22 protein-coding genes are annotated in these 25,907 nt (G+C 43.7%); 9 read left to right on the top strand and 13 right to left on the bottom strand.

Translation table 11 applies throughout. The features are described 5' to 3' along the window. Complete coding sequence (locus NSQ20_RS16625; protein WP_340030359.1) at positions 1-963, bottom strand: WYL domain-containing protein; 963 nt, start codon at positions 961-963, stop codon at positions 1-3. 131 nt (positions 964-1,094) lie between these two features. Between NSQ20_RS16625 and NSQ20_RS16620 the strand changes: the two genes are divergently transcribed. Further along, positions 1,095-2,219, top strand: coding sequence for a GerAB/ArcD/ProY family transporter (locus NSQ20_RS16620; protein ID WP_338706022.1), 1,125 nt, complete (start codon positions 1,095-1,097; stop codon positions 2,217-2,219). An 84-nt stretch (positions 2,220-2,303) separates the two neighbouring features. Here the strand turns inward: NSQ20_RS16620 and NSQ20_RS16615 are convergent, their stop codons facing one another. Beyond that, positions 2,304-3,572 carry a cytosine deaminase gene (locus tag NSQ20_RS16615; protein ID WP_076253096.1) on the bottom strand — a complete coding sequence of 423 codons (1,269 nt, stop codon included), beginning with the start codon at positions 3,570-3,572 and terminating at the stop codon, positions 2,304-2,306. After that, positions 3,541-4,818, bottom strand: a complete 1,278-nt coding sequence (codB, locus tag NSQ20_RS16610) for a cytosine permease (RefSeq protein ID WP_100527848.1) — start codon at positions 4,816-4,818, stop codon at positions 3,541-3,543. Before codB ends, NSQ20_RS16615 begins: the two co-directional genes overlap by 32 nt. 498 nt (positions 4,819-5,316) lie before the next feature. On the opposite strand from codB, the gene NSQ20_RS16605 reads away from it, so the two are divergent. Both NSQ20_RS16605 and NSQ20_RS16600 read left to right on the top strand, forming a co-directional pair. Then, positions 5,317-6,270, top strand: coding sequence for an ABC transporter substrate-binding protein (locus NSQ20_RS16605; protein ID WP_340030358.1), 954 nt, complete (start codon positions 5,317-5,319; stop codon positions 6,268-6,270). Between the two features lie 171 nt (positions 6,271-6,441). Beyond that, positions 6,442-8,160, top strand: a complete 1,719-nt coding sequence (locus NSQ20_RS16600) for an AraC family transcriptional regulator (protein WP_340030357.1) — start codon at positions 6,442-6,444, stop codon at positions 8,158-8,160. Between the two features lie 42 nt (positions 8,161-8,202). Here the strand turns inward: NSQ20_RS16600 and NSQ20_RS16595 are convergent, their stop codons facing one another. The 3 genes from NSQ20_RS16595 to NSQ20_RS16585 form a co-directional block, all read right to left on the bottom strand. Further along, positions 8,203-8,853: a hypothetical protein gene (locus NSQ20_RS16595; protein WP_340030356.1), complete on the bottom strand. Its 651-nt coding sequence runs from the start codon at positions 8,851-8,853 to the stop codon at positions 8,203-8,205. Positions 8,854-9,047: 194 nt separating this feature from the next. Then, on the bottom strand, positions 9,048-10,079 hold the full coding sequence (locus NSQ20_RS16590; RefSeq protein ID WP_036671215.1) for a ketopantoate reductase family protein: 1,032 nt from the start codon (positions 10,077-10,079) through the stop codon (positions 9,048-9,050). A 14-nt stretch (positions 10,080-10,093) separates the two neighbouring features. Continuing rightward, positions 10,094-10,840, bottom strand: coding sequence for an acetoacetate decarboxylase (locus NSQ20_RS16585; RefSeq protein WP_083677352.1), 747 nt, complete (start codon positions 10,838-10,840; stop codon positions 10,094-10,096). Positions 10,841-11,224: 384 nt separating this feature from the next. Here NSQ20_RS16585 and NSQ20_RS16580 point away from each other — a divergent pair, with 384 nt between their 5' ends. Further along, positions 11,225-12,112, top strand: coding sequence for a LysR family transcriptional regulator (locus NSQ20_RS16580; protein WP_340030355.1), 888 nt, complete (start codon positions 11,225-11,227; stop codon positions 12,110-12,112). A gap of 88 nt (positions 12,113-12,200) precedes the next feature. On the opposite strand, the gene NSQ20_RS16575 is transcribed toward NSQ20_RS16580, so the two are convergent. Beyond that, positions 12,201-13,607 (bottom strand): glycoside hydrolase family 4, encoded by a 1,407-nt coding sequence (locus NSQ20_RS16575; protein ID WP_340030353.1) that lies wholly within the window; start codon positions 13,605-13,607, stop codon positions 12,201-12,203. 176 nt (positions 13,608-13,783) lie between these two features. Between NSQ20_RS16575 and NSQ20_RS16570 the strand changes: the two genes are divergently transcribed. After that, positions 13,784-14,635: an AraC family transcriptional regulator gene (locus NSQ20_RS16570; RefSeq protein ID WP_340030352.1), complete on the top strand. Its 852-nt coding sequence runs from the start codon at positions 13,784-13,786 to the stop codon at positions 14,633-14,635. 98 nt (positions 14,636-14,733) lie between these two features. On the opposite strand, the gene NSQ20_RS16565 is transcribed toward NSQ20_RS16570, so the two are convergent. After that, positions 14,734-15,858: a phosphotransferase gene (locus NSQ20_RS16565; protein WP_340030351.1), complete on the bottom strand. Its 1,125-nt coding sequence runs from the start codon at positions 15,856-15,858 to the stop codon at positions 14,734-14,736. A gap of 131 nt (positions 15,859-15,989) precedes the next feature. Further along, on the bottom strand, positions 15,990-16,907 hold the full coding sequence (locus NSQ20_RS16560) for an ArsR family transcriptional regulator (protein ID WP_340030350.1): 918 nt from the start codon (positions 16,905-16,907) through the stop codon (positions 15,990-15,992). Between the two features lie 209 nt (positions 16,908-17,116). Between NSQ20_RS16560 and NSQ20_RS16555 the strand changes: the two genes are divergently transcribed. After that, entirely contained in the window at positions 17,117-18,625 is a 1,509-nt protein-coding gene (locus tag NSQ20_RS16555) for an alpha-N-arabinofuranosidase (RefSeq protein ID WP_218641565.1), read from the top strand. A gap of 631 nt (positions 18,626-19,256) precedes the next feature. Here the strand turns inward: NSQ20_RS16555 and NSQ20_RS16550 are convergent. Then, complete coding sequence (locus NSQ20_RS16550) at positions 19,257-19,829, bottom strand: hypothetical protein (RefSeq protein ID WP_340030349.1); 573 nt, start codon at positions 19,827-19,829, stop codon at positions 19,257-19,259. Between the two features lie 116 nt (positions 19,830-19,945). After that, positions 19,946-20,860: a DsbA family protein gene (locus NSQ20_RS16545; RefSeq protein WP_340030348.1), complete on the bottom strand. Its 915-nt coding sequence runs from the start codon at positions 20,858-20,860 to the stop codon at positions 19,946-19,948. Between the two features lie 134 nt (positions 20,861-20,994). Here NSQ20_RS16545 and NSQ20_RS16540 point away from each other — a divergent pair, with 134 nt between their 5' ends. Beyond that, positions 20,995-21,342: a helix-turn-helix domain-containing protein gene (locus NSQ20_RS16540; protein WP_221821145.1), complete on the top strand. Its 348-nt coding sequence runs from the start codon at positions 20,995-20,997 to the stop codon at positions 21,340-21,342. A gap of 162 nt (positions 21,343-21,504) precedes the next feature. On the opposite strand, the gene NSQ20_RS16535 is transcribed toward NSQ20_RS16540, so the two are convergent. Beyond that, positions 21,505-21,969, bottom strand: coding sequence for an NUDIX domain-containing protein (locus tag NSQ20_RS16535; protein ID WP_074095115.1), 465 nt, complete (start codon positions 21,967-21,969; stop codon positions 21,505-21,507). A 111-nt stretch (positions 21,970-22,080) separates the two neighbouring features. Continuing rightward, the gene (locus NSQ20_RS16530) at positions 22,081-22,965 is read right to left on the bottom strand and encodes a LysR family transcriptional regulator (protein WP_340030347.1); all 885 of its coding nucleotides are present in this window, start codon (positions 22,963-22,965) and stop codon (positions 22,081-22,083) included. A 123-nt stretch (positions 22,966-23,088) separates the two neighbouring features. Between NSQ20_RS16530 and NSQ20_RS16525 the strand changes: the two genes are divergently transcribed. Together NSQ20_RS16525 and NSQ20_RS16520 are read left to right on the top strand one after the other, a co-directional pair. Then, positions 23,089-24,099: an alpha/beta fold hydrolase gene (locus NSQ20_RS16525; RefSeq protein WP_340030346.1), complete on the top strand. Its 1,011-nt coding sequence runs from the start codon at positions 23,089-23,091 to the stop codon at positions 24,097-24,099. Positions 24,100-24,285: 186 nt separating this feature from the next. Beyond that, positions 24,286-25,890, top strand: a complete 1,605-nt coding sequence (locus NSQ20_RS16520; protein ID WP_340030345.1) for a hypothetical protein — start codon at positions 24,286-24,288, stop codon at positions 25,888-25,890. Positions 25,891-25,907: the final 17 nt, after the last annotated feature.

Raw genomic sequence — 25,907 nt, 5'->3', positions numbered from 1 at the left:
TTAAAGTTGATAGTATTCCATTAACTCGGATACAACAGCAACAAGTCTGTCCTTCAAACGCTGTGGTTCGATGACTTGAATGGACTTCCCATAGGATAGGAGAAAATAGGGGACGTATGTATCAATTGATTTTTCATCAAATAAAAAGATGGCTTGATTAGAAGTCCGCTCTTTCAGATAATGTCCCATAAACCAATGCAGCCCCAAGTCATCCAATGCCTCTGATCGGCCTTCGATAACCAAGGAAATTAACCCCTCTTTCCCTCCTACATCAGGTAACAAATTTTGCAGAAAAAATTCACGAGCTGAAAAAGATTCCGAACGCTTAAAGCGGAGCAGAGTAAGCTTGATTCCCAGAATACGATCTGCCCGAAAGCTGCGGAATTCATTCCTCAAGTGGCAAAACGCAATGGTATACCATTTATTATTCCAGTAAACCATTCCATACGGGTCTATTACTCTATTCTTGGGTTGTTCATCTCGGCTTCTGAGATAATCAATTTCGACAGAGCAATCATTAGCCACGGCTTGCTCCAATTCCGCCAAGATCGGCTGAACGGATGGATCTCCCATGCGATTGATAACGTTAAACCCGGCTAAATGACGGCGAAGTGTGTTTTCCTGATCCTGATTTGTATACATTTTCAATTTGGATGTTGCATTGTCCAATGCCTCACTCAAAGGATATCCAGCTTCTTTTGCAAACACAGCAGCTTGGAGAAGTGCCTTTTTTTCATCAATATCAAATAACAGAGGTGCCTTGATATGCTGATTCAGCAAGCTATACCCGCCGTTGTGACCCGTATCGGAAATGATCGGTACTCCACTGGCACATAATGCATCAATATATCGATATACGGTTCTTATATTGATTTCTAACTTTTCGGACATCTGTTTTGCAGTTACTTTGGTGCCTGAATTCAGCATCCATAGAATCGCTAACATATTATCGTTCTTTGGCATAACCTACATCCTTATCTTCAGTTCATTATTGGATATCTCTACATTATATCAGTACAGCATATTTTACATAAAACATCTGCGTTGGGCGATACTACCTAGAAATATATTCTCCGGTTTGGAGCGAAGGCCAAATGAAGCAATCCACATCTAATATTAATACCTCCGAGGTCATTATTGTAGTTATCAATTCAATACTCGGAGCTGGAATTCTAACACTCCCTCGCACAATTAGTAAAGCAGTAGGGACACCAGATGTATGGATTTCTGTCATTTTATCAGGATTAATTGTAACCACAATCAGCATCCTCCTTGTAACCTTGTGTCGTAGATTCCCCGGTAAAACGGTATTCGAATTCATACCCGAAATCACAGGTCAGTGGATTGCTTATCTATTGGGACTTTTAATTATCGTATATTTTGTTGTTCTTTGTTCATTCGAAGTTAGAGTCATGGCCGAAATTACAAGTATGTACATCCTTGAGCGCACGCCTACTTGGGTCACCATTATGGTCAGTCTGTGGATTGGTATTTATATGTTAACGGGTGGTCTTAAGGTCATCATCCGGGTCTTTTCAATCGTGTTGCCCGTTACGCTTGTGTTGTTAGCGCTGGTTTTTCTTTTAAGCAGCAAGATGTTTGAAATTAATAACCTCAGACCACTCCTGGGCGATGGATTCATGCCTGTGTTGAAAGGTCTTAAACCTTCGTGTCTCTCCTATTCTGGATATGAAGTTTTACTCATCATCACAGCTTACATGGTGGACGTGAAAGCAAGCAATAAAGCTGCTATATACAGCATACTTAGTTGTACGATCATATATTTGGTCACGATTGTTACCGTTGTAGGAAACTTATCTTTGCCAGGAATTCAAACACGAATGTGGCCAACGTTCGACATGGTTCGAAGTTTTGAAATTGAGGGGTTTCTTTTTGAGCGATATGAATCACTGTTCATTGTGTTTTGGCTGATGCAGATCTTTGCAACCTATGCTTTTAAACACTATTTTGCGGCAATCGGGATCCGAGATTTGTTTCGTCTCAAAAATATTACGAGCATACAATTCGCCATGTTGCCAGTCTTGTATGTAATTGCTTACTTGCCTAAAAACCTGGAGGAAACGTTAGCTTTGGGTGATTTTCTTGGCAATATGTCCATTTTTTTATTTGGCTTGTTACCACTGCTACTGCTAATCATTAGTTTTGTTCGTAAAAAAGGCGGGAAGCAGGCTTCTAGTGAAGCACTTAAGACAAGCTGAATGTTTGGTTCTTATTGTATGTAGACAGTAAAAAAAGAAAAAAGCCGCTAAAATAGCGACTTTAATGGGAGTATATTTTCTTCATTATTTATTAAAAGTAACCTTTTCTGTACCGCCTTCAAAAATGATGGATGTGTCCCGCGGCTTCGATTCCGCAATTTTACGGCCGCCTCTGTAGGAATAAAGTACGCCGGCTTGTTTGCGAACAGCCTCATATTCGTTCTCTGCTTCAAGTACGATGAAGTTAGCAGGTTTACCTTCTTCAATACCGTATACATCCTCAATGTGTAACGTTCTTGCGCTGTTTTTCGTAATGAGGTCGATCGAATTCACGATCTGGTCGTAACCAAGCAACTGTGAAGCATGAATCCCCATGTGCAGTACTTGCAGCATGTTGCCTGTACCGAGCGGATACCAAGGATCGAAGATGTCATCGTGACCAAAGCACACATTTAGACCTGCTTCCTGCAACTCTTTGACACGCGTCAGCCCTCTTCTTTTTGGATACGTGTCGAAGCGTCCTTGCAGGTGAATGTTAACCAGCGGATTGGAGACAAAGTTCAGATCAGCCATCTTCAGCAAACGGAACAATTTGTACGTATAAGCGTCATTATATGACCCCATCGCTGTTGTGTGGCTTGCCGTTGTGCGTGAACCCAGTCCACGTTCGTAAGCTTCCTTGGCAACGACTTCAACAAAACGGGATTGCTCGTCATCGATTTCATCACAATGGATATCGATCAGACGGTCGTATTTTTCGGCCAGATCAAAGGCAACTTTCATTGAATCAACGCCGTATTCCCGTGTGAATTCGAAGTGTGGAATGCCGCCGACCACGTCAACGCCCATTTTCAGTGACTCTTCCAGCAATTCTGCCCCGTTTGGATAAGAGTGAATGCCTTCTTGTGGGAAAGCAACAAGCTGAATGTCCATATATGGAGCCATTTCTTCTTTGACTTCAAGCATCGCTTTAACTGCGATCAAGCTTGGATCGGTAACGTCCACATGAGTCCGTACATGCTGGATACCCTGTGCCAATTGCCACTTGAGTGCCGTTTTGGAACGTGTTTTAACATCCTCATGTGTTAAGAAAGCCTTGCGCTCTGACCAGCGTTGGATGCCTTCGAACAGCGTTCCGCTTAGATTCCATTCCGGCTCGCCTGCGGTGAGCGTTGTATCGAGATGAATATGCGGCTCAATAAACGGTGGCAGCACAAGCGATCCGTTAACATCCAGGATCTCTTCATTCTCGGTCACTTCCAGCGATTGTGTAATTCGTTCAAACTTTCCGTCTTTCACAACGATATTCCATAGTCCTTCTTTACCCCGCAATTTTGCGTTCTGTATAATCATTTATTTTCCCCATTTCTTTAGATTCTTTCGCAGGAACAATCAGCATCAAGACGATATAGGCCACTGCTGTACCAAGCAGTGCGTTCAATGGTGTTACGCCAGGAGCCAGTTGGGCAAATGCCACGCCGATGGCCCAAGCCACCATCGCTACCCAGTTTACATTTTTGAATGACATGTCGGCAAATGGCTTATAGTTTCTACGTTTCACAATGAAGTAATCTGCGATAATAATAGCCCCGATCGATGGTACCGCCGCGCCCAGTACGTTCAGAAAACTGACGAAGTTGTTGTACATCCACATGGCGAATACGGTACCCACGATACCGTTTACGACGACGAAGAATTTCTTTGAGATTTTGGTGATGTTCGCAAAACCAAGACCCGAAGCGTACAGTGCATTATCGTTGGTTGTCCAGATATTCAAGCCTAGAACGATGATTGCCGGGATGATCAATCCTTGCAGGAACATGACCTCCGAGATATCGGCCAAGTTATAGGCCATTGCACCAACTGCACCAAACAGAAACATGAGTGAGTTACCCAGGAAGAATGCAATCACTGTTGCGGTAACTGCCTGTTTCGATGTTCGGGAAAACCGGGCAAAATCGGGTGTCAGCGTTCCGCCGCTTATGAATGATCCGATACAGATCGTTAATGCCGCCGCCGCGGTAAGCGACTGAGTCGGCGTGTAATCAAGCAACCCTTGCAGACCACCCAGCGAACCTGCACCTTCGAACATGGAGTAACCACCGAGAATGGCAATCGCAGGAACTGCGATATATCCGAGAATGACGAGTGACTTCATGCCGAAAATGGCTGATGCTGTCATGGCAAGTCCGAACACGATAATCAACAGGTACACGTTCCAATCCATGGCTTTGGCGACCGGAATCGCGAACATGGCTACGCCTACTCCGAACCATCCGACTTGTGTGAAGCCTAGCAGGAATGAAGGCAGATACGACCCTTTTGCGCCGAACGCATATTTAGCGAGCAAATGTGTCGACAGGCCTGTTTTGGCAGCGATATGTGCCAGTGCCCCTGTGTAGATACCGAGCACCAGATTGCCTGCAAGTACGATGCCAATGAACTCCATGAACGTCAAGCTTACGCCCAACGTGCCTCCTGCCAGCATGCTTGCAGAGAAGAAAGTGAAACCGAGCATGACGGATAACGTCTTCCAAAAGTGGTTTCTTTGCGATTTCGGTACAGCTTGCCATGAAAACTCTTGATCTTGTTTGCTCATCAGAATACCCCCAACATAAAGTGTATCTGATACCAAAAAAAGCAGAAAAAAGAGGCTACTCGTCAAGTTATACACTGACAAGTAGCCTCTTTTTGCATCATAATCCGCGCGAAGACACAGAGCATCCCATGACGGGATAAGCCCTGATTCTCGCGTGATTATGAAATCCGCTGCCCTTGCCAGCCTCTCTGGACTGAATTAAAGGTACCAGTATTCAATTACATACTATTATTTTGGAAAAACCTGCAGTTGTCAATGTCATTATTATCCAAAGGTTATTAATTCCTTATAGAGCAAGCTGTTTTTGATCACGCATACTCCGATGACAACACACCTGCGGATTGAAAACAAAGCAACGAACAAATAGATGCACGCATTGACATTTGTACAAATAAATTCACTGCGTTTTTTTCATTGTAAGCCGCTGAAAAGGCACCTATAATTACGTTGTAATTGATAATGGTTATCAATGAGAAAAAGAGAAATCAGGGGGAAACAATGATGAACAGTACAATTAAGAAACACCTATTCATATGGGGAGCATGCTTCCTTCTTCTATCCGTCCTTGCAGCATGCAGCCGTTCGGAAAGCGCCCCTTCACAAGAAGCTGTGAAGATCAACGAACAAACGACAAAAAGCTATACAACCCAAACAGGCGAAGTGATTGAAATACCCACTCAGCCGCAACGGGTGATCTATCTTGGTTCAACACTTGGAGATCTCCTGGCCATGGATATTTCCGTCGTTGGAGCCAATCTGATTCATGCTTCCGAAAGCTATATTGTAGACCGATTAGAAGGTATTGATGATGTCGGAAATCCTGGTGATTTGGAGGCAATAACAGCCTTGCAGCCTGACTTGATTTTGAATGGTTATAACCAAGATGCTGACCGAAACACCGCTTTTTCGAAGATTGCGCCTACCATTCCGTTCAACTCGGCGTTACCATTTACGGAACGCGTACGCGAACTTGGCAACATTTTTGGCAAACAGGATGAGGCAGAGCAATGGATCAGCAGATTTGATACAAAAGCGGAAGCGATGTGGGACAAGCTGAATGTGGCAGAGGGCGAGACAGCGACCATCTTCTTGCAGTTGGGTAAACAGCTCTATGTGATGGGCAATCGTTCATTGGGTGTAGTCTTGTATCAAGAGCACGGATTTGCAATTCCACCAGCAATTCAGCAAAACATTATCGACAAGGAGCTAACATTCGTCGAACTTTCGGAAGAACTAATGCCGGACTATGCAGGAGATCATCTCTTTGTCCTAACGCTGGATAATGACGAAAGTCGAGCTGAATCTGATCGGTTGTTACAGAGCACACTATGGAAAACATTGCCGGCCGTTCAGCAAGGACACGTTTACAAAGCATCAGCCGATTGGAATACCGACAACCTACTGGCACTGGAGCAATTGCTTGATGAACTACCGAAATGGATGAATCAATAATATCGCATAGATAACGTCAAAAATCCTCCAACCTCTTTGGTTATGGAGGATTTTTGGATTCTGTAAACTTCAGCATCGTGTAATAAGGTCTGCAACGAAACATTCTCTAACGTGTAAAATGTGGTAAACTAGTAATTGAGAATTATTATCACTAGATCGGAGTGCTCCAGAATGCAAATGGCTTCCCTATACATCCAACTGCAGCAGCATGATCTGCTTCAGCTCACACCACTGCAGGAAACCAATCATCATAATCCATCAACCAAGAGCAAGGCTGCCAATGAATATACATTGCTTATTGCTCTGGATCATGGAATTCGGCTGTTAACAAACAACATCTCCCAAGATCTGAGCCAAGGCAGTTGTATTCTGCTCCCTACTCAGCAATCCTACATTCTCAAAACGATAAAAGAGCAAGCGCATGTAGCCCGGTTGACCTTTCTTTCTTTTCAAGTGGATCAGTTGACTCTGCTTCCGGCTTGCCCTCCTCTTATTCTGGGATTTCCTTACAGGCTGTCTCTTTCTACTATAAAACTTGCGTTGGCAAGTGAAGACTGGATTTCTCCGCTGCCTTTGCAATCCAACAAGCAAAATCGGTTGCAGGAGAAGAAATTTACGCCTACGCATCATTCAAAATCAGCAGTTACTCAGGCCCGGCTGCAACTGATACTTAGCCTGATGGCTCAGCTAGAAAGCGCTGCTCCGCCAGTGCAAAATGATCAAGCGGTACAGCGTACACTCAGCTATATGGAGCAGCACTACAACGAAGATCTGACCGTAGAGCTTTTGGCGGAAATGGCCGGCATGGTTCGATGGCAATATAGCAAATTGTTTAAAGTGATTACTGGCAAGAAGCCGACGGACTACCTAACAGAGCTTAGGGTCCAACACGCTAAAAGACTACTGTCCAGTTCTACCGAGACCTTACGTGAAATATCCCGACAAGTCGGTTTTAAGGATGAGTATTATTTCAGTCGACGCTTTCATCAGCTCACAGGACACCCTCCCCGGGAATACGCCAATATACTAAGACGTACCAGGCAAAGAACGATCACCGATTCCCTCGGCAGGCAGATTTCCCTCCCTGATGTGGCTATACGAATCGTGGCCACAGGTACCAATACCCTTGGTGAGTTGCTTGCTATCGGTATCCGTCCAGTCGGTGCGGGTATAACTACAATGAAATCACAAGTCATATATCGAAACAAACTGCATCACATCCCGGATATTGGCCTGCAAGGAGCACCGGAACAAGTCTCCCTACTGAAGCCTGATCTTATCCTGCTAGGCAACTATAGTGAGCAGCAGTTACCTCGACTGGATGCCATTGCACCTACCATCGTTTATCGCGAATCAACCAGCACTTTTGAGCGTCTTCGTTATATTGCGGATCTTTTCGGTCGAAGCAGAACGGCTGAACAGTGGATCGACCGCTATGAGGAAAGTGTCAGGAGGATACGGCGACAATTGGCGGATGATTATATTGCAGGAGAACGAGCAACTGTCTATCTGGTGCTGGGTAAGAACATATATGTTATGGGACAGACGGGATTTGCTGCTACCGTGTATGAATCACTTGGCTTTCGACCCAACGAATCCATAAATCAACTGATCATTAATGGCAGACCTTGGATACAAATTGATCACAATAAAATCACACAATACGGTGGAGACCGAAACTTCGTGATGGTACCTCAGGAGGAGATGAATGTAAATATACCTTCTCCGCTCCAAAGTTTGGTTGGCATGTTGTTACCCAGTAAAGTACATATAGTAGAAGCTGGCTGGAACTACGATGATCCCCTTACCCGTGAGAGGTTATTGACGATTCTACCCTCTATTTTTGCTAAGGATGGACTCACACCTCTGCTAGCAAATGAAAAAAAATAAACCGTGAAGCACGGTTTATTTTTTCGAAAGATTTTCACCATCTTACGATATGTGTCCAACTACCTCTGCTAATACTCTTTCATATTCCTTATATAAAACATAACGATTAACACCTCTGGAAGAGTTAAGTGCTTCATGCGCGTGCTGAATAGCGGTATCGCGGTTTTCTGCTTTGAGTTCAATACCCACGAGCAGTGTTGATCTCATCCACTGTTTTTTAATGGATTGAAGTCTTTCCCGCGCCTGATTACTCTTTCCGTCCTCCAAAAGTAGTATGGTTTCGTAATATGTACGGTAGTCCGATAAGCCGATATGAGGTACAGCTTGCCGAATGGCAAACATATCCTTACGATATAACCCGTAAGCTGCCTTGAACTGTGCTTGTGTCGTTCTTCGCTTATATTTCTGCATAATCTGCTCCATAACAAGTTCTGCCTCATCATCAAGTCTGTTCGCAAAAACATAAATAATGTATGTCCCAGGTGTATTTTGCTGCTTGGATAAAAAGGACTCTAAACGATCTATACGCTTATCAAATACTAAAGGATAAAAAACATGCTTAATAAATGCGATAAGAATGGTAACGACTACAACCCCCACAATCAGAAATAGAGGATATTCGTTTATTTGCATAAACAAAACAAACATCAATACAGCAAAATAAAACGTGAATTCCCACCAAGAGTACCTCATTATGTATCTCCTTCGAATAGAAAAATGACCAGCAAGTCTATATTATATCAAATTTAATTCCCCTTTTTGTATAATCTTAGGAAAAAAAATCACGAAGAATATTCTATCTGTAGCAAAATCAAGCCTGATTAGATTTACTGATACAACAAAAAAACCGCTATATTAGCGACTTTCAGTTGAAATAATTGAATTTATTATTGTGCACTTAATAGTTCTTCAAAAGCTTTTATGTTCGTGTCAAAATCAGGAACGGTTTGAGTTTCTTCAGCAGATTTGACCAGTTTTACAACTAAATCATTATAAGGTGTCGCAATTCCCGTACCTTCTGCCCTGCTTGAAACAACTCCGTTAATGTAATCAATTTCCGTTTTGCGGTTCTTCTCCAGATCTTGAAGCATGCTTGCTTTGAGCAATCTGGAGGGCTCCATCACGTAACGTAATGTTTTCACCCGTTCAGAAATATCTTCTTTGCTGTTCACTTCGAGTGAAGAGATGTCGAATCCATTCATTTTAACCAAGGTAACCCCATTGGCGCGAGCAACTTTAATCGTCTCGTCCGCAATATGAGCTGCACTCACAATGCCGGCTTCATGATCAATAATGTCCCCATATTCACCATTCAATGCAGCCGACAAACCACTGAAGGCATTGTTGATCAGCAATTTGGACCATTTGGTTCCAACCAGGTTATCGGAAATATGTGTTCCACCCACAAGATCCAACACCGATTTTACGCGTTGAATTCGTTCGGTAATTTCACCATTTAATTCGCCAATCTGAAAAGCATACTGCTTAAATTGAGTGTACTCGGTAGTCAGACTTGATACACCTGGTTCAATGAACGTAGCGCCGAATTCAACGGAGCCAGCAATGACACGTTTTTCACCCACAATGGACGCCACTTTTTCTTCCGGAATCCCGTTCTGCAACGAACACACCATACTTTCTTCTTTCAAGAATGGAAGTAATTCCTGAAGAATGGAATCGTTGTAGAGTTGTTTGGTTAAAAGTAAAACAAGGTCATACTGTCCTGATTTCTGATCAGGAGTAATTGCTTTTACTTTTGCCTGAAACTCTGTGGTACCCGTCACTTTAGCACCCGTCTGATTTAAAGCATCTACATGTTCTTGATATGCATCAATTAACTCAACGTCAAGTCCGCCATCCGCAAGGTATGCACCTACGATGGTTCCCAAAGATCCTGCTCCTACAATTGCAATTCTCATTTTATTTTTCCTCCTTATTTTTCTTCCAGGTAGTTATATACAGGTTGTGCAGCGTTTAAGGTTAGGTTGGTAAGGATATGAGAAGCGGACACCACTTCCAACACAGGCAGATCTGCAAGAGGTGCCAACGCATGTTCGAACAGTTGAAGTCGGGCAGGTCCTGTCCAAGCTTCCTTCACTTCGATGTCCGTAATTTGAGTACGGATCAGATCACATATTCTTAAATTCCCGGTATAGTCGGTAGCCATCTTAATCATAAAATTAGGTCGGCATATTTCACGTTTGGCGAACTCTTTATCCATCTCCACATGTTTATATCCCATCGTTGCCGTGGCTACACGCAGCGTTCCATAATCAAGTGTGCCAACAAGTGTATCTGAATCGGTATACAGCTTGGGCGCACCCAGCTTTTTCGGATAGGCGGTGAGCTCTCGACCACTCGCAATCGCGGGGAAATTGTCTACGTACATCGAATGCACATAATCGCCTTCCTCCCCATTGAATTGCACAGGGATAACTTGTCCAGCTTCTGTATAAGCACCCAGTCCAGAAACATCTGGCATCCACATCACTTCGAATTTAACCAAAGGTTCAGTAATTTCCAGAGGTTCCGGTACGGCTGCCCGCAGCGCTTTTTCATCGGTTCGGTAAATAATATTCAAATATTCACGATTCACGAATTTGTACGGTGGCATCGGGTATGCCGGAGCCGTTAGGGGTGTATTCAGATTTTTAGCTATGTTATTCACATCGATTTTCATCAAAGACACCTACCTTATGTTTTGGTTCTATATAAGTTGAATTAAAGATTATTTACACTGACACTACGATGACAGAACAACCTTCCAATCGCTGTTATCCCCAGATTTTTCGATTCCCCTTCTAAAGGGAAAAATCCGGTGATAGGTTATGCTTCCGATGTAGCTTTCTTTCAGAAAGCTTTTAGGCGAACACTTTGCTTTTTCAGATTTTTTCTGTCCTCTCCGTTATTGTGTAAATGATTAGTTCAACTTATATAGTCAGGTTTTTGTTATTTAAAATTTGATCTGTATCTCATAAAAAAATTCTACATCAATATTTAAATTTAATATAATACATAATAAGTACTATATATATTTATCAGAATAAATAAGGAGTGCAGATAAATGGAATTGCTTCAGCTCAAATACTTTCAGACCGTTGCCTATACTGAACATATCTCCAAGGCAGCTGCCCAATTGAATATTGCTCAACCTTCCCTAAGCTTAACGATTAAAAGACTTGAGGATGAACTGGGTACCCCCTTATTCCACAGGAGAGGAAGAAACATTCAATTGAATTCCTCAGGTGAGATTTTATTGAAGCATGTAAACCGGATTTTTATTGAAATTGAAAATGCAGAGATGGAGATTAAAGCGGAGGAACAGCAAATATCCAATACGATCAGGATCTCGATTACGAATACCCGATTTCTCACTGGTCTCATTAGTGACTATATCAACGGTTCCCCTGAAACCAAGCTTCATCAGGGTATTGGGACCCGCAGTGAAATTATTACAGGTTTGAAGAAAGGTGACATGCATCTGGGCATTACGGGGCATCCGATTCAGGATGAGGAGATTGAGAGTGTTGTTCTTGTTGAGGAAGACATTGTTCTTGTTGTGCCCACGGATCATGCATACGGCGGAGAAACAAGCATTTCATTAAGTGTTGTTGCAAATGAGCCCTTTATTTCCCTTGCCGATAATAAGGAGTACAGCCGCTTTACAACTATGCTCTGTGAAAAAGCAGGTTTCCTCCCCAATCATGCATTTGAGGTCGATTCTCATACCCTGCTTGAAATTATCAGCCTTAATCAAGGTGTTGCATTAATTCCGATCTCCGTATGTAGAGCACTGGGGTTACGTTATGTAAAAATTGCTGATGATTCCGCTATATATCCCATTAGCCTATCCTGGGTCAAACAAAAATGGTTATCTCCTGCTGTAAGAGAATTTCGTGATTTTATTACTTCGTACTATGAAGACCATGCTGGCTTGTTTAAAGTGGAGTAGGATTTCTTGATACATGACAAACGATAAAAACAAAGACCACGTTAGCCCCTTGGAAGGAACCGACGTGGTCTATTATCATTCTCCATTCTTAGCTATACTGCAGTCTATCCTTGTACCAAACGTCCGGAATCATCTTACGCTCCAGTTCCAACAATTCATGGATGATCTTGTCCGCGTCACTGATGGAACTCACGAGCGGGTCGGTGAGCATCGCCCTTCTCAGCTTCTCGTAGCTCTGTTCCAGAACAGCTTCAACTGTGAGCTCATGCGTATCCAGTACAAGTTCTTGCATACCTCTAACTCCACGTGGCATCTCGCCTACATGGAGTGGCTTCGCTCCATCCATATCTACATCGCACAGGAGTTCCAGGAACGAATCGTTATTCATATTGGTTACGGAGCCTTGATTGAGCGTATTGATGAAGAATTTTTTGCCCAAGTTCCCCACCATATTTTCAATGATGTCGGTCGCATGATCCGGCCCGAAGGTCCTCATATAATCGACAATCGGAATGTTCCCCGTAAGAAAGTCATCCACCTGACGCCACATTTCGTCATGACGCTCATACCTGTCCTCTGTCTCCCAGATCGATAATGGCGGAATGGTGTCCGCAGTTTTGCCAAGACCCTGCCAATACCGAACGTATTCCTTCGTATGCGCCGTACAAGTAGGAATGATTCCGAAAATATCATACAGTTCATAGGTAATCGCATCGTTAAAAAGAGCTTTTGCGCCGCGATCACCGCCGTTATTCTCATCACCTGCCATCTTGCGCATGGCTTCTGCGATAGTGGGCATCACATTTGTTCCTTCATACTCGGCTTTGAGCAGCCAAGTGAAATGATTGACACCCGCGATACGAAAATCGAATTTCTGGTCTATTCCTGCGGTAAACTGGCTTGTATTTTCGATGATTCCGGCTCGTACGGCATAATAGGCTTTCTTATGCGGCATATGATGACTATCGCACAGCGCGAACGATTTAAGCTTCGGTGCATATCGATGTAATGCAATGCCATGAACGGTAGACGGGTTAATATAATTGATCACCCACGCATCCGGACACAGCTCCTCGATGTCTTTGGCGCATTCCATGATAACCGGCAGTTCCCGCATCGCGCGAAAGATTCCGCCAGGGCCAATCGTATCGCCGGAACACATACGAATTCCATACTTTAGAGAAACCTGGCAGTCAATGCCCCGATATTTCACCGATTCTTCCGCAAAGCTGAGCACAACGAAGTCGGCTCCCGGTAGTACCTGTCTTCGGTCCACTGAACCCTCAATCTTTAGGGATACGTTGTTCTCCTTGGCGACCATTTCCGCTACTTTTACCATTTTCGAAAGCCGTTCCTCGTCCGTATCCACCAAAGCCAGCGTTCCCTGATTCAAATATGGGGAGTGTACCATCTGCCAGATGGACTGACGACCAAAAAACAGGCTGCCCGCCCCAATAACAACTACCTTTGGATGCTGAGTACTTGTAGTATTCATTAATAACCCCTCCTTTTAACGATATAAGTTCATTATAGGTGAGTGGGCTGGAATCGGAATGTGTGATAGTTTTCAATACATGTCATATCGTACGATAGTTAACAAGAGATAAATCCTTTGTTATGATAGTGAAAAATGAAGGATGTCATAAAGTGGAGAGGATTCGGTTGGATTAGATGCACACAGGAACTGTAAATATGAGTATAATCGACGAACTTTCGGAGTATATCACACTTCGCATGAGCTCTTATTTGGAACAAACACACGACAGTAATTGGACGGAGCACAAGTCTCATTCCGATTATGATCTATGGTTCATTACAGCAGGCTCCCTCAAGATTACCATCGATGGAATCGAGCATATGGCGAACCCGGGTGACGTCGTGTTTTTTTATCCGGATATGCCCTACACGGCTTCCACGACCGGAGAGTTGTGCCGATTCGTATACATGCACTTTGATTTCAGCATCGCTGAGCAGAAGCGGATTCTCAGCGAGTTTCAACTTCCCGGCATCGTACCTGGCAATCTGATTCAAGAGGAATCAACGCTATTCACCTCGTCCTATCAAAGATTCAAGCAGAGTAGCGGTGCTTCTGCCAGTCCACTTTACTTGAAAGCCTCTCTGCTTCTCGTCATCGCCAAAATTTTGGAATTACATAGGCAAGGGCTGTATCACGGTGAGTTTCTGAAAGACCGAAAACCGAAGAAGATCGAAGGAAGTCTGGAAGTTCTGCAGAATGTTTTTCCATACGTGGATGCGAATCTGCATCGTGCCATCCGAGTTAACGAGCTTGCAGACATTGCTGGCGTCTCTGAGAAATATTTTATTTCGTTGTTTAAAAAAATTCTCGGTATTACACCGGGGCAGTATATCAATCAGATCAAAATGAACCGGGCCAGAGACTATCTGTATGAGAAAAAATATACGATCCAGCAAATTGCCGGATTTCTGGGTTATCCCGATCCCTTTACGTTCTCCAAAGCATTCAAAAAATTCTACAACGTGCCCCCTTCCAAATTTGAATAACATACCGCAGACAAACAAAGAGGCAACCGGTCGATCCGGCTGCCTCCCCACTTGATGAATCCTTGGTTATTCAGGGTTTAGTTTACCTACAGGTCCCTTCAGCGTCCCTCATACTCAAACGGAGCTTCAGTGGAATACATCTCATGGAAAAATCCTTTAAACGGTATATCCTCTTCCAGACATTTAATGAGATACAACAGTTCTTCGTTAGCTTCCGGTTCTTCGCCAGCACGCTGCATTTCCTCAAATTGACCTAGAATATTCTCCAAGAGAGTGACTTGAATAAATAAAGGCAGCTTCTCCAGCATCGAATCTTCGATCTTGGTCTCGGAAGTATATCCAACGAGGGCAGTTTGGAAATAGTCATCCATGAACTGTTTGCGTTTATCCACATTCGGCTCAAATTGAATCCAGCCGACGCCGTGTGTCCATAGATCTGCCAGATCATACATATACCAACCGAAGCATGAATTATCAAAATCATACACGGTGATCTGACCGGTATCAAAATCGATTGAGTAATTCCCATCGTTATAATCAAAATGGATCATGCCGAATGTCTCTTGGTTTGTATCCAAACCTTCTAAGGTATTAAGAAGCTCAACCATCTTCTCCTTAAGCAGAGGAAATGATTCAGGTACCAGGTTATCGATATATTCACCGCTGTAATTGTCAATCAAATGATGCCGGCGATGGACGGGAGTGTAGCCTTTCGATAGTTGATGCATTCTGCCCAGAACTTTTCCGCTATTATAATAGTATTCGCTAAGTGGAACGCCTTCCCGGTACTGATAATGGTTTTCTACCAGCAACTTCCCTGTGGCCTTCACAAACATACAGATAAAGAACGTATGCTCACCATAAGTGATCTCTTCCAGCAGATGCCCCTTTTTCGAGCTGACTACATTCGAGACACTTGCACCGTGCTCAAATAAATACCGGACATACTCCAGTTCGGCAATGTAATCTTCACGCTTTCTGTCAGGCAAAAAAGACACTCGGAGAATTAGCGATTCACGTCCCTCTTGCTCACAGGTGTAAACGACATTCCGTCCACCCTCATGAGGCGGAATAAGCTGAATGTTGTAACCCTCCAGGTCAAACAACTCGGATACCAATGCCAATACATGCGTATTGCTGATGTTAACAGCTTCGTTAAAATTAATAATAATCTCCTCCAGTAAACATTGTTTGGACGGTTTCCCGCACTGCAATGTCCACAAAAGGAATCTCTGTAATGCAAATATCCTTCTGTGAACCTAAAGCAAAATCACCTTGTTAGACATTTAAAAACGCTCCTTTTTGTTCAGATGGTTACATCTTATCCTAATATTCCACATTTTACTAGCCAAATTTATAACTCAGCAGCCTCGTAATAGTACCTTATCAAAATGTCCTGATCGTAGTTGCCAAACCCTTTCCCGAACAACGTAAGTCCGCCTCGACCGGGCACCCCTTCTTCCGGTCTTAATCCAAACGTCCAGTAAGTGGATGAATCCAGCTCCAGATCATGGATACGCACATCTGAGATGCGCTGGCTATCCATAAACGTCCCTTCTCCGTTAATACGTAGCACCTTCAGTACACCATACTGGTTGACGTCCAATTTCCACCATAACGGTGTATGTTTGCCCTTCCGATCTCCAAAATCCCCTGGGCTTGTCCAGGTTCCGAGGTGATGACCATTAAGGGAAAAACGGATGTCAGAAGGCCAGTTTTCATTAACTTGGGGTGCTTCCGAACTGAGTTCGAGTGAAATTTCAATTTCCTGGAGATGCTGTTCTGTATTCAGATAATTGGGAATCTTATATTCAAGAAAACCTCGTGCCATCCAAAGGATTCCCGCGTTCACCCGATCCGGGTCCATAAAGCAGGCAGGCGTGTCGTACTGTCCAATCATCTGCGTAGTTGTCGCAATCCCGCAGGTCGGCCATGCTTCATAATCTGTATATTGACCTACCGGAATAGAGACTTCATGATAAGGAGCATCAACTGGTTCAGGGGAGAGATTGATAGTCATAAATTCTTGCAGAATAAAGCAGTATTTATACGTTCCACCGTTCTCGCGCTTCATGCGGCTGCCTACGATGCCCGCTTTCTGCAATTTGCTCACATGTGTACTAACGATGGCTTTGCTCAGATACAGCTCTTTGGCAAGCGCATTGATATGCATCGCCCTGTTTTGCAATAATAAGCGAACGATATTTAAACGGGCCTCGCTGGCGAGCGCCTCATATATGATCAAGGATGTGGCATCCGTGCCAAGCATCATGAACTTCACTTCCCTATCTCTATAGAATCCATATATTGTTGATTTAGAATTCGTTATTTAGCGAACCCTGTGAAATAAACTTGCTCAATATAATAGCATTATGATACATATTAGATAACAAATCAATGATTTGATTTTGCTTTTAAGCGAATTCAATACCACTGTTAATTCTTTTAAAAATATGAATTCATCCAATGGAGGTACATACCATGCTTACATCCAAAATGCTTATCGATAAAGACTTTCAGATTGCTGAAGTAGATCCGCGTGTCTATGGTTCATTTATAGAACATCTGGGACGGGCCGTATACGGCGGAATTTATGATCCAGGTCATCCCACGGCAGATGCTCAAGGTTTTCGTCAGGATGCCATTGAAGCGATCAAAGCTCTGAATGTGCCAATTGTTCGTTATCCGGGCGGCAATTTCGTATCCGGTTACAATTGGGAGGACGGCGTTGGTCCGGTAGCGGAGCGTAAACGCAGACTTGAACTGGCATGGTGGACGATTGAAACAAATGCGGTAGGAACAAACGAATTTGCAGATTGGGCCAAACTGGTTGGAACCGAAGTGATGATGGCTGTAAATCTGGGTACTCGCGGCATTGATGCGGCCAGAAACCTGATCGAATACTGCAACCACCCATCTGGCACATACTGGAGTGATCTGCGTATCTCTCACGGTTACAAGGACCCGCATAAATTCAAAACCTGGTGTCTAGGCAACGAAATGGACGGCCCTTGGCAGATTGGTGCAATGACTGCATATGAATATGGGCGTATTGCCAATGAGACCGCTAAAGCGATGAAATGGGTAGACCCGGATATCGAGCTTGTGGCTTGCGGCAGTTCCAGCCGTGACATGAGTACATTTGCAGATTGGGAAGCAACCGTGCTGGATCTCACCTATGAAAATGTGGACTACTTGTCCCTGCATCAGTATTACAACAACAACAAAGACAACACGTATGACTTCCTGGCGACATCGCTGGATCTGGATCAATTTATTGATAGTGTTGCTTCAATCTGTGATTTTGTACAAGCCAAGAAACGCAGCAAAAAGAAATTAATGCTGTCTCTGGATGAATGGAATGTCTGGAAATCCATCGGCACGAGCCGTATGGAAGAACGGTGGCAGATTGCTCCTCCAGAGTTTGAAGATGTGTATACACATGAAGATGCACTAGCTGTGGGCTGTTATCTGATTACCATACTCAAGCACGCCGACCGTGTAAAAATGGCTTGCCTTGCTCAGTTGATTAACACCATTGCACCAATCATGACGGAAAATAACGGAGCAATCTGGTTCCAGACGACGTATTTCCCGTTCATGCATGCATCCAACTTCGGTCGTGGTACGGTGTTGCGATCCATCACCTCTTCACCTAAATATGATTCCAAAGACTTTACAGATGTGCCTTATCTCGAAGCGATCAGTGTGCATGATGAAGAAAACGGCACGATCACAATCTTTGCGGTGAACAGACATCTGGATGAGAAGTTGGAACTGAATGTGGATCTGCGTTCCTTCGGAGAAACCACATTTGTGGAGCATATCGTATTGGAGAACAACGACTTGAAAGCCACCAATACCAAAGAAAACCCACGTAACGTTGTTCCTCACAACGGCGGATATACAACGGTTGATCAGGGTAAAGTGCAAGCAGTCTTGAACAAAGCATCATGGAACGTGATTCGCCTCAAAACCAAACAGGCTTAATAAGAGCGGATAGAGTTTTCTCCTACTCTGCAACATCAGCATTGTTTTTCGCACCGCGTGCAGCTCCCTGCGCGCGGTGCTTTTTGCTGTATGATGGCAAACGGCCCAACTACATAGTTCCAAAGTTAGAAGTGTGGCGCGTATTTGAAACCTCAGTTTTTATTCCTCACAACGAACGAATTTAACGAATACAGGGAGTCTTATTTAACCCGATTCGGGCGGATTTTAATTCTAACGAACACAGGAGAAGTTATGCTGCAGAATCAGCCCCTTTTTCACACTATATCTTACATTTTGCAGCGAATAGGGTTTGTCATGTTCGTTAGAATTTTAATGGCTTGATATTGACTCGAATACGGTTTCTGAGGTTCGTTAGCACTGAGCAAGCATGCTATATTGAGCTGGTTCGAACTTCATATACAGCATAAGCAAATAAGCCACCCTCCGTTTGCCGTACGGAGAGCAGCTTGCAGTTAAGCATCTAGCGAAGAAGCTGAAACAGAACAGAGAAGAAGATAAGGAACAGAACAGAACAGATCAGAAAGAGATCAAATCACCCAACACACTAGCAATACTTCCTTCCCAAATGAAAAGAAGGTTATGTTCTATTTCACGATTTTCATTTCAAGTATTATCCTTGTTGTGCTTCCTCTTCACCTTCGGTTTCAGCCTGAGCTGCTTGACTTGCTGGAGTCATCAGCCCTTGAACTGCCCCCATAAATGGCTGAATCTGCTTAATCATGCCATACCCCATTTTGACCACAGGTGTAAACCGCTGGATCATGCCAAACAACCGCATACCCCCGCCTAACATACCTCCAATTGAGCCGGCACCGCCAAAGCCACCTAACAGTGAGCCTAGCATAGGCATGAAAGATGATACCTGGGCTTGCCTAAACGTTGAGCGAGACATCGACCGGGATCGTACTTGCGACTTACGTGTGCTGTTCACCCGTTTACGGTTTCGAGAGGATGCTGTTTTTCTCGTAGCCCCTGCTTTAGGTTTGGTTTTGCGAGCACTGCCTTCAGATGAGGGTGCTGTGATTGCGGTCTGAGTAAGCTTTCCGCCCCCGGTAAGCACTACGCCTTCGCTGTTAACGCCAGAGATGTACCCGACGTACGTCTCGCCATTATGAAGAGTCACGCAGACTGGGCGATCCTTGAGCCGTTTCACCCGGACGTGTATTTCATTGGTTTTAGCCATGGAATTCACCTCACTTGACTTGATCTACTTCAGTCTACGCAATGGGTGGACGACTTGCCTGTGCGAATAACACATCCGTGTGCCGAAAGCAGGAAGATTCTTACATGGCTCCTGTCTCAAATATGCTCAATATACATCTCATTCAAAATATGACCTATACGATATGTGTGCTCTGCCAATTCAGATTTCACATATGATTCAATATCACTCTTTTCGATACTGTACAAGACCTCCATTTCTTTAGAGAAAAGAAGGTGTCCCTCATTGATTTTCTGTTCCAACGAGGTTATCTGTTTGGGTTTCAGATCACCACCGAGCACCTGCTGAAGTGCTTGCACATATGTTTCAAGAGAACGCGCTCCGACAATTTTTATACCCTGGTTCTCTTCATTCACAATGATAATTGATGGGAAACCTCTAACTCCCAAACTAGCCACACTCTCAAAGTCTTCCTCTAATAACTCTTGTGCTGATTGCTGTGCAGCGGCCTCAACCACTTCTTTACCATTCAAGCCCAGTTGATTGACGATATCCATCAGCACATCATCTTCTCCAATATTTCGATTAAATGCAAACACGGCTTCACGCGCACGTCTTAAAAAGTCATGCTCTTTACCAGGGTGCGTACTCTGAATGACCTTAAATACGCGAGATGGCGGATAGGAAGAAAGTATTGGATTATGGTGCCATAAGGAACCGTCGATGGGCATGCGTGAATGTTCACCCACTTCCTTCCAATGCTCTGCAACGTCCGAAGGTTTCTGAATCCCGTTAGCGCCATCCGAGAAACCATTCCAGTTAGCCAGTAACCCACCCATTTTGATTTGCAGCGTAAAATAATGGCCGTATTCCTCAATAAACCGATGAAGCACAGGCTCAAGCGCCCAACAGTGAGAGCAGATCGGATCTGTTGCGTAATATAGAGTTATCCTTTTCTCAACGTGATTCAGATTGATTTCTTGCATCGCCTCTTCCTCATTCACACCACATACGCCTGTTTCCAGATCACACATCATAGATTCGTTACTCACGTTTATCCCGCCTTTATATTGTCTTATGAATTGATTTTCTTGTGTTAGTTTGATTATAATGTCTACAATCTTCTGAACAAGTACGATTCTTTTTCTGACTTAGTATCAAAAAGTATACTATTGGAGGGTATCAAGTGAAATACGAGTTTAATTTCGATCAGTTATGTCCAGCGACTTATGCATTTCAGGTCATTGGAGGCAAGTGGAATCTTCCGATCCTGGCAATCCTCAGTGAAAATGACTGTATACGTTACAATGAATTAAAAAGAAGACTGCCTGGCATTACCGGAACGATGTTAACGAACTGTTTGAAGGATTTGATTCATTCCGGCATCGTGCATCGGGAGCAATATAACGAGGTTCCACCGAGAGTGGAGTATTCGCTCACAGAATCAGGCAAGGAATTGGTTCCTTTAATTGAATCCATGGTAATGTGGGGTCAGAAAAATATGAAAGCAGGCGTGAAGCAACAAGATATATAACTCCTGGCCTATTGTAACCCCTTATCATAGATGTTCATTATCTAATCGCTCTGCACAATTTGTTCAACGGCAAAAAGACTATTTCACTGGACCATCATGTCCTTTGAAATAGTCTTTCCTTTATAAATACAAGACGGCCGCTTGTTTACGACGTGTGCACATCTAACTATTCAGGTCGTCATCTTCCTCATTTCCTAAATACATAACCGTTTTTTCTCCCTCAACCAATCTAATGATCTGCTTTCGTAATTTTGCAGGAAATAAAGGTAGTTCGTATATATTTTTAATTTCAAGCCATTCAAATTCCACTTGATTTTCGTCACTTGGCAGAATAGAACTATCTTGGTCCATCAAACCTATGTACTCGCATAAAAAAACAAAATCTACACGATGAAGAGCTTCACCGTATACCCCTTCAATTACGAATTCCAGTGATAACGGTTCTACATCTATTCCGATTTCTTCCGCAACTTCACGCTTCACCGCATCCGTCAGGGTTTCACCTGCATTCTGGCTCCCACCAGGCAGAATGTAGATGACTTCATCATTATCATCCTGCTTCATTGCAAGCATTCTCCCGTCTTTAATGATCAATGCTTTTGCAGAATTTCTAATCTTTCTCTCCATTGCTAATCCCCCATATATATCTGTATCATGTTGTTGAAGGTTGATTCCATTTAACCTCACGATCTCCATGAAGAATATTTTAACACATACATCTAAACAAATTCTGAACAATCAAATCAACTCACTCTTGGCGACCTCCATGAAAGCAGCCATAGACGGAGAGATCCATTTTTCCCGATGCCAGAGCATTTGCGCAGAAAAGGATACATCTGATAAATCCCACGGCAGAGCAACCACTTCCCCTTCTCTCAACTCTTTCTTCAAAGCCATTTCAGGTAATAAAGCGATCCCTAGACCAGCCACAACACATTGTTTAATGGCTTCTACACTATGAAACTCCAGCTCTGTCAGAGCATCCACACCTTTCTTCGTTATGGATTGGTCAAAATGAGTGCGATACGAACAGTTCTTTTCGGTCAGTAAAAAATGCTGTTTGTGGAAGTCATCGATGACCAACTCGGAACGCGATGCTAACATATGATCGGGAGAAACCACCATTTGAAAGGTCTCATCCTTTAAAAACTCTGACTGAAGGTCTTTGGAATTAATAGGCTCATCCAATACAAAAACGACATCGGCATGCCCTTCTCTCAGACTCGATTTAAGCTCTTGCCCAGACAAGGGGCGGAACAATAACCGCACACCAGGATAGTCCGCTCGGAAGCGTTTGAACAAGGCTGGAAGAAGATATGCACACAGCACTTCGTCTGCTCCGATCACAACCGTTCCCGCTAATTCTCCGTGCTGACTGGATATGCACTTTGCTTCCTCTACATCGTTTAAAATCTTAGTGGCGTACGGCAGAAACTGTTGGCCAGCATCCGTTAACACAACCTTTTTGCCTAATCGATCCAGCAATTTCACCCCAAGCTCTTCTTCCAGCGATTTGATTTGCATGGTTATGGTAGACGGTACATAGCTCAATAATTCAGCAGTTTGACTAAAGCTGCAGGTCGATGCAAGTGTCCAAAAGGTTTTTAGCTGGCGTATTTCCATGAGTCAGGCACCTCCAAGTTCAAAATAAATGAATGATATGTTCGATAACGTTTCGTTGAATTGATAATAGACGTATTGTAGAGTGAAATCAAGTTATTACTATTTTATAAGGAGAATCAATCTATGAACGATTATGAAACATATAACCTAGGAGATACATTACTTCAATCGGGACAACGGCTCCCTCAAGCCTTTATCGCTTACAAGACCTACGGAAACTTAAATGCGGCAAAGGACAATGTTATTGTTGTCCCAACATGGTTTGCTGGAATTCACACAGATAATGAATGGTTAATTGGAACAGACAAGGCACTGGACCCCAGTCGTTATTTTATCGTTGTGCCCAATATGTTAGGTAACGGGTTATCGTCTTCTCCAAGTAATACCCCTGCCCCGTATGATAAGAACAACTTCCCTCTCATCTCCATGTATGACAATGTGCGTGCCCAACATCAACTCATCACTCAAAAATTCGGTATCTCCAAAATCAAACTTGTTGTGGGGTGGTCTCTGGGAGCCATGCAGGTTTATCAATGGGGAACCAGTTATCCTGAGATGGTTGAGCGTATTGCCCCCTTTGGCGGAACGGCAAAGAGCAGACCCCATACACAGTTGGTATTCGAAGCAATGATCGCGGCGTTACAGGCAGATTCGAATTATAAAAATGGTAGATATGAGCGCCCTCCGGTTGCCGGTCTCGCAGCGATGGGAAGAGCTTATGCTCCATGGGGGTTCTCGCAGGCGTACTATTTGGAGAAATTGTACCAATCTGAGGGTTACGACTCCTTGAAATCTTATGTAGAAGATTACTGGGATCAAGTATTTCTTCCCTTCGATGCTAACGACTTGATTACCATGTTGCGTACAGGAATCTATGGAGACATTAGCGCTAATCCCGTCGATGACGGCAACTTCGAACAGGCGTTAAGCAAGATCACTGCTCCTGCACTCGTTATGCCAGGATCAAGTGACTTGTTTTTCACGCCAGAAGACAGTTCGTATGATGCTCAGCATATGCCAAACGCGGTGTATCAACCTGTAGAGTCCAAGTGGGGACACTGCTTTGGAATCGGAGCAAACGAAGAGGATTCACTCGTTATCGATCGTCATCTAAAGCAATTTTTGGAGACATGAGTAAAAAAAGAAGGAGCACAAAGTAAAAAAAGTGCACAAAGCTCATTATTCTTTTCTCCGCTACAACTCAAAAGTAAAAAAAGATACCAGTTCTCGTCAATAACCTTTATATCACGTTCCCCCTTTCTCGTTTAGAATATTTTCAAGTAAGCGTTATTGAAATATGACTGATAAGGGGGAAAAGAAATGAACAAGAAAACGAAAGCCTTAGTCTTGTCTGTGTGCATGTCAGCCTTATTACTCGCAGCCTGTAGCAATGGAAGCGGTGCTGATAAAGGTTCAACGACGGACACGGATTCCAACGAGGCTGGAACGACAACCATTCATACCGTAACCTCAGAATACACTTCAGCAAAATATCCAAAGGGCGACGATATCACCAACAATGTATGGATTAAGCGATACAAAGAGAAGTTTAATATCAATGTCAAAACAGACTGGGTCAGCGATGAGTACGATACAAAACTCAATTTGGCTATCGCATCGAACGATCTTCCTGACGTATTCAGAGTTAATCCATCACAACTGAGACAGTTAGTCGAAGCAGATATGGTCATGGACCTTTCCGAGGTCTTTGATCAACACGCTTCAGATCGTCTCAAAGGTTACATGGAAGCAGATGCAGACAGTTACGAATCTGGAAAGAAGGACGGTAAGCTATACGGGATACCACAGATGCACTGGGGATTAATTGAACAACCAGACTTCATCTGGATTCGGAACGACTGGAAAGAAGAATTGGGAGTCCAAGATCCGAAATCTGTGGAAGACATCAAAAATATCGCACTAAAATTCATGGAAAAGCACGGTGGTTATGGTATAGCGGTAGACCAATCGTTGGATTACCTCAACCTGCTGGCCATTGCATGGAATGCGCATCCGGATATGTGGATGGAGGATAGCACTGGAAAACTCGTGTACGGCTCCGTGCAGCCTGAGATGAAAAATGCGCTGGCTGAGTGGTCAGAATGGTACAAGCGAGGTATCATTGATCCGGAATTTGCAATCAAAGACTTTAATGCGATGAACGCGGACATTGTAGCCGGAAAAGTGGGCATGCAGCCTTATTACCAGTGGTGGGGTTATAATCCGGGTGTCGATACGGTATCCAATCTGGGTAAGGACGCCATCTTCTACCCTTATATCATCCCTACCGTTGATGGGAAAGAAGCCAAACAATCCATTTTCTTCGCCAACAACAATTATATCGTTATGAAAAAGGGATTTAAGAGCCCTGAAGAAGTGATCAAAATTTTGAACGACTATGCTTATATTGTGGATGAAGGCAATGGCAAGGAATCCACAGAAACGTTATCCGCCTTGCTGGACAACGATATTGCCCATGTGGTTGGAGCGTTCCGTGTACTTAATCCGAATTCCGATTACGAGCAATTTGAGGCGGTCTCCGCTGCCCTTCAATCCAAGGATACCAGTGGACTCACAACTTCGGGTATGTGGCAAAAATATAACAACAGTGTGGAATTCATGGAGAATGCAACCCCAGGAGCAGTTGGTGATTATTTGCAACAAGGGGCTCCAAAGAATGCGTATGGTCTTGCCAAGAAAGTACTGGACAGCGAGAACTATACAAAGACGGCCTTATGGGGTGTTACGCCAGAAATACTTTCAAGCTACGGAACAACCTTGGATGATATCCTGACCGAAGGCTTCACCAAGATCATTATGGGTAGCGAAAGTATCGATTATTTCGATGTTATTGTCCAGAATTGGCGTGCAGCCGGGGGCGATGACGCAACTCAGGCAGTTAATGAAGCCTACGGGAAGAAATAATCTCGTTTGTCACAAAG

Source organism: Paenibacillus sp. FSL K6-1122 (genome assembly GCF_037977015.1).
Taxonomy (GTDB): Bacteria; Bacillota; Bacilli; order Paenibacillales; family Paenibacillaceae; genus Paenibacillus; species Paenibacillus amylolyticus.
This window is presented reverse-complemented; position numbering and strand designations above follow the sequence as displayed.